The sequence below is a fragment of the Pedobacter sp. genome (genome assembly GCF_035566355.1).
In the GTDB taxonomy this organism is placed as follows: Bacteria; Bacteroidota; Bacteroidia; order Sphingobacteriales; family Sphingobacteriaceae; genus Pedobacter.
The window spans coordinates 1-6101 of sequence record NZ_DATMRL010000461.1 but is presented as its reverse complement, the minus strand read 5'-3'; the positions used below and the strand labels follow the sequence as shown (position 1 = coordinate 6101).

3 protein-coding genes are annotated in these 6101 nt (G+C 38.0%); 1 reads left to right on the top strand and 2 read right to left on the bottom strand.

The features are described 5' to 3' along the window. Positions 1-2211 (top strand): ABC transporter permease (locus tag VNZ46_RS17830; RefSeq protein WP_325561386.1); only part of this gene is annotated, 2211 nt, incomplete at its 5' end. Between the two features lie 36 nt (positions 2212-2247). Here VNZ46_RS17830 and xrtN read toward each other — a convergent pair. Together xrtN and VNZ46_RS17820 are read right to left on the bottom strand one after the other, a co-directional pair. Beyond that, positions 2248-3489: an exosortase N gene (xrtN, locus tag VNZ46_RS17825; RefSeq protein ID WP_325561387.1), complete on the bottom strand. Its 1242-nt coding sequence runs from the start codon at positions 3487-3489 to the stop codon at positions 2248-2250. A 64-nt stretch (positions 3490-3553) separates the two neighbouring features. After that, positions 3554-6076 carry an XrtN system VIT domain-containing protein gene (locus VNZ46_RS17820; RefSeq protein WP_325561385.1) on the bottom strand — a complete coding sequence of 841 codons (2523 nt, stop codon included), beginning with the start codon at positions 6074-6076 and terminating at the stop codon, positions 3554-3556. Positions 6077-6101 lie beyond the last annotated feature (25 nt).

Here is a 6101-nt window from a genome sequence, read left to right as displayed (position 1 = left end):
ACTTCATTTGATTATTCAGGAACTATAGATTATTCTCAAGGCGTTTCTATACCGCTTACTCAGGCGATCAAAGAAGAGTTTCCACAGGTTGAAAGGGCAGCAGCACTTCAACTTAGCGGCGGGATCCTGAAAATTAAAGATAGACTGGGAAAGGAAAAGATAAAAACTGCCGAAGATATATTTTATGCGGGACCAGAGTTCTTTGATGTCTTCAATATGCAATGGTTATTGGGAAATCCCATCAGTTCACTATCTCAGCCAAATACCATGGTGCTCTCTAAGAAGATGGCTCTTAGATATTTTGGGGACTATAAAGAGGCAATAGGCAGGACCATTAATTTTCAAAATAAAATTGATCTTAAAGTGACTGGTATCATAGATGATCTTCCGGAAAATACAAGTTTTCCTCTGAATATTATACTCAGTTATGCGAGTTATCCGAAAAAGAACAACAAAAATTGGACGTCGATAAGAAGTGGTTCCAATTGTTATTTATTGCTTAGAAAAGGTACAAATATACGCGAATTTGAAAACGCACTTTCCAGATTTACGGCTGATCAATATCGCGGTAAGGATATGGTGGGGAAAGTGAACCATTTATTGCAGCCTCTTCATGAACTACATTATGATGAAAGAGTAGGAAACCCGGCAAATAAGACTGTACCCATGAAATTAATAATTGGGATGGGGATTATTGGTTTGTTCTTATTGCTTACTGCCTGCATTAATTTTATTAACATGGCAACCGCCCAGATGATCAACCGTTCAAAAGAAGTTGGCGTGCGTAAAGTAATGGGGAGCTCGCGTAATCAATTGACCTGGCAGTTTTTATGGGAAACCGGATTAATTACCTCTGTTGCATTGATATTTGCCGGAGTATTTGTAGAGCTTGCAGGACCCGGACTATCTAGCCTTTTGCAATCGGATATTAAATTCGGATTTTTAACTTATCCTTCAGTTTGGTTCTTTGTTGGGATTTTATGGATTTCTGTCGGCTTTTTTGCTGGATTCTATCCTGCTATAGTGATGTCTGGATTTAGTCCCGTGCTGGCCATTAAGAATAAAGGAATAAGATCAGACGCTGGCGGATTAAACTTAAGGAAAATTTTAATGCTGGTTCAATTTTCCATTACGGCAATGCTGGTCATAGGAACTTTGGTGGTAATCCGCCAAATGAAATATATCCGTGAAAAGCCGCTTGGTTTTAGTACGAAGACCACAGCCATAGTAGACGTACCTACAGATAGTTTGAGCAAGACTAAATTTGGGCTTTTGAAAGAGAAACTAGCTCTTATTCCTGGGGTGAAGAGCCTGAGCTTTTGTAATGCAGCGCCGACGTCCAATAACAATTATGATACAGATTTTTCCTATGATCATAAACCGAAGGCTGATTTTTCTGTTAGCGCTAAATCGGCAGACGAAGATTATTTCAACACATTTGGAATGAAGATCATCGCAGGAAGGGCTTTTTATAAAAGTGATACAATTAAGGAATTTGTGGTGAATGAGACGCTTCTGAAAAAGCTTAAAGTAAAAAATCCGGAGGAGGCATTGGGGAAATCCTTTACAATGGAAACCAGTAAGGGGATTATTGTAGGAGTCGTACAGGATTTTGTTGATCAATCGCTGCATGAAATGATTTCTCCTGTTGCAATTTCCACTTCAAAAACGGAATATTATGCTATTGCGGTAAAACTGGATACCAAATCTATTTTGCCGGCAATGAAACAAATTGAACAGCAATGGAACAGCATTTTTCCTGATCATGTTTATGGAGCTGTTTTTTTAGATGACCAGGTTAATCAGTATTACAGGACAGAACAGGTCATGGGAGCACTTTTTAAAGTGTTTGCGGCGATTATCATTTTCATTTCTTTCATTGGTTTGTTTGGCTTGATCTCGTTTGTTTCTGCTCAAAGAATCAAAGAAATCGCTATTCGTAAAATATTGGGAGCGAGTACATTCGAACTGGTTGCGATGTTGAACAGTTCTTTTTTGAGAATGGTGCTTTTTGCAAATCTACTGGCCTGGCCTGTTGCTTACATTTATATCCATAAATGGCTGGCAGGTTTTGCTTATCGGATTGATATGACCTTCTGGCCATTTGCTCTGGCGATGACGGCCTCTTTAGGACTTACTTTTGTAATTGTAAGTCTCCGGTCTTATAGGGCTGCAAGAACCAATCCTGTGAAAGCGCTAAAAGAAGAGTAGTTATTAAATCTCGGATATTTTAAGTATTCTGATTGATTATCTTAAAAGCATTTCTTTTATGGTTTTGATTAGTACGAGAGGACTGGATGCGTTAATGTTGATTAAGTAGAACTGATTGTTATCTTTCAATGCTTTCCAGCGCCAGCTTAGCTGGTTGATTGTCCTCAATTGTTTACTTTCAAACCACCAGGCTGTATAAATTATATCATTGCCTTTTATCAAGGTTCCAGTATAAATTTCCCGACCTGAAATTATTTCCTTTTTGATCGATTTAAAGTCATATCCACTTCCTTTCCAACAGACCATTGGATTGTGTTCGGGCGCATAAAAGATAGTTGGTTTGAGATAGATGAGTGACTGGCTATTTTCGAATTTCATAATTCCATTTTCTAAATTTTCTTTTTTATAGCCTTGGATTTGAACCTGGTTTGCTAACTTTCCGACATGATCTCCGCTTTTTAATTTGGAGGATATGAATAGCGCAGCAGTCAGTAGAGCAAAATGGACAAGCTGATACCTTAAAATGAGCTGGCTGGCAGTAGTTTGTGGATTTAGGTGTTGCTGTTTAATAAAATGTTTGAAAAATAATTTTACGATATAGACAAGAGGGATAATGAGATAGGTAATGAAGCAAATAATACCAATGAGTTCATGTAAAATGTTGTCTGGCATTACTTTAAATAAAATTAATAGCACAATTCTAAAAAGATTACATAAAATATTCATTAAAACCGTAATGGAAAGCAAGATTACCGCCTGTTGGAAAGAAATGCGTTTATTTAATTTTTTTTGATAATATGTGATGAGGAAAAGCCCTAAAATTAAAGATACTGCGAGCATGTTTAACCCTGCACAGGCCTGATCGACAGAGAATTCAAAACCATCATGAGTAATCATGTTCCCCTCTGATTTATAGTGGGAGCCGGTATAGCTCAGTATTGATGCAGCCAATTCACTCAACAAAAGTCGAATTGGAAACCCCAGTGCGCTGCTTGCATAATTAAAGATGGGGGAGATGAGGAGGAGCAGGAAGATGGCCATACTGTTGACTTTGCCCAGTCCATTTTCTATGAGAAATAAAGTTGCAAAAAGGATGGTGAAGAACAAAGTCGTTTTAACCGGAACTATGGAAGCTATTGCTATAGTTATTAATGTCGGTATCAAATACCGCAACGAGAATATCCCCCTTTCTATGGTACAAATATATGGAGCTATAATAACTGCCGTAATCAATGTGGATGTCCAAACGAAGTATTCACGAAGAAATACAACAGACATTCCCAGGTAGATCAGCAGCAGACAGATGAACAGAAAATGTATTTTTAACTGATTAATAACCATCTTAAAAGGCCTTTTTTGAGTATTTGGGTTTGTATGTCAGGTAAAGAATGGTCCCGGCAGCTAAAATGATCAAGGCCCATTCATGAGGTTCTGGAACTGCACCTGATGATTTCATAGACGCATTTTTAAGGCTGTTTTTATTTTCCTCAATATCAAAGCGTTCGTAATCTTTTTGGGTTTCCAATACGATCAAACTGGAAACAGGTGTTACAATATTCGCACTTTCCGCCTCCGTTATGACATCCGGCTGGATGAAATTGGCTTTAAAGTAATTGCTGCTCACCTTTTTAAGGATGTGGTTGTAAGCGAACAACCTCATTAGGTGGTCAGGAGCATTTCCTGTGGGATCTCCTTTGGCTGTTTCGATGAACATTTCAGCTGCGTCTATTACCACTTTGCTTTCGTTTTCTTGTTCCCGGATGAATTTCCTCTTTTCCAGCAGGCTTGAAAGCTTTGATGGAGTGCCGGAATCAAAGTTAAATACTCGTAATTCTTTAAGTGCTTTTAAATAGGGTGAAAGTTGTGTTCCAAGCGTGTATAGGCGGATTTTTGGCGACTGCTGTAGATATTCGGTTAACTTTTCTCCAAATGCACTTTCTTTAAGATCTCCCAAATTAGGGGACATTTCTGAACTTTTAGAGATAAAGAGCGCTCCTTCGGGATGATTGATCTTATAAATTGGAAACAGACTGAAGTTTAATTTGCTCATTCTTTTGAACACTTCATTTTTATTGTCGTCATTCACTAAAATGATTTGATCGTCGAAGACCAATACTTTCTTTTGATGTATTTTACTCCAGACTTCATCAAATTCTTTTTTCGTCCACGATTGATTCAGATCCAGGTAAATGACACTCGCATTGAAGTCTGCGTAATCCGGCACATAATTTCTGACCTGATAGGATTGCTGATCAAAGGAAAAAGTTGCCGGCGAAAGTGGTCCATCCTTAATAGCTATTTCCCAATCGGATTTGTAGTTTCTGGTGAGCTGATAAATACCTGGTTTAATCTCTTCATAATCGCTATTTAAGTTTAGATTATTTGGTTTAGTGGAGTAGGTAAGCTGTAGGGTTTCTATGGCATTTCTTGCCTCTGGTCCATCGAAATAGATATTGCTGTAACTCAATATATCCCCTTGCTTTTTAAGCGGACTGCTGATTCCAATTTTAAATTTTCTATTTTCCTCAACTGTACATGGGAATATTCTTACACTGACAGTATTGCCTTCCTGCCAGTGAACTACAGAGGGATCATGCTGTTCCACACCAACAATCTGTTTATAGGCAGAATCTGCTTTTGCTTTTGTGGTGAGGTAGGCTTTTTCTTCCCGACCGTTGATCCATAAGGACAAAGAGCTTACCACAGCGCCTTCAGGTAAATGGAAAGTATAAATTGCTTCCTGTGCATTTCGCCATCTTTTTTTATCGTTGTTGCGGATACTCAAGACCTTTTCAGTATAAGCCATTCTATATTCGGGAAAAAGCCGTACGTTGGTGACAATGTTGGCTGTCTGCAACTGATCGCCTGACCATAATCTTTCCTGGGCTTTATGTCTGGAATCGTACATAGATTCCAGTATTTTTATCCTGTCGCTCTGATCCAGGTTTGTCTTTTCTACAAACAGTCGGGCGATAACCATAATCGGGTCGTGCTGCAACGGCTCATCAAAGGATCTTCCTGAGAAATTACCCCACCACCAGTTGCTGTTTAAGTTGATGGTTTTGTACACCAGGTCTTCCTTCATTAAACGTTCTGTTAGTCTGTTTCGTGGAATTGATTGAGCAATAACTGCCCAGGAGGGTAATTTACCTTCCGACAATGTATTTTGATTTACAATACTATTGATTTGGTTATTGATGCTTTTTGAGTAAAAGATAAAGGAAATACAAACAAGTATTGGGAAAGCAATCCCCAAATAGAAAAAATATTTGATCTTTCCGTGGTCTTTTAAAGCTCGATTAAATAAAACTAAAGTCAGGATAAACAAAATAAGGGGGATATAGGTATGAATGGATATACCCAAGGCAATAGCTGCCGGTATACTTAAAACATAAAATGGGACAAGGTAAAGAGCATAATATAGAAACAGGACGAGACCTGTTCCGAGAAAAAAGAATGTGACATTTCTTGCAAAAGGAGGGAGAGCATTTCTGAATAGTGCAAGGATTAAGGAGAGTGCCGAAGAGATAATGAAAAAACATAACCATGGAACAGATTGATCAAACAAGTTCATTTCCAGGTTCAAGGAAAATGCGCTGATGAACCATAAAACAGCTAAAATCACAGTATACTCGATTTTACTTTTAGAGATTTCCCATCTGTGTTTTGCAAAAGCAGTAAAGAGGACAGATATCGTATAGAATGCAGTAATTGCAAAAGTGGCTATAAAGATTCCAAAATTGTCATCCTGACCAATCCTAAATCCTATTGCAGAGCATGCAAAAATTAAAAAAGAAAGGGAAATAGCTAATAACCCATAACCGATCATTGGATCTGAAGAAATTATTGATTTAATTGTTTTCATGATAATGTGTTTGAAAGTACTTTGT

What these genes read in the sequence shown, in the direction of transcription:
- xrtN (WP_325561387.1), bottom strand. Translation starts at nt 3,489, where the DNA reads ATGTCTGTTGTATTTCTTCGTGAATACTTCGTTTGGACATCCACATTG.
- VNZ46_RS17820 (WP_325561385.1), bottom strand. Translation starts at nt 6,076, where the DNA reads ATGAAAACAATTAAATCAATAATTTCTTCAGATCCAATGATCGGTTAT.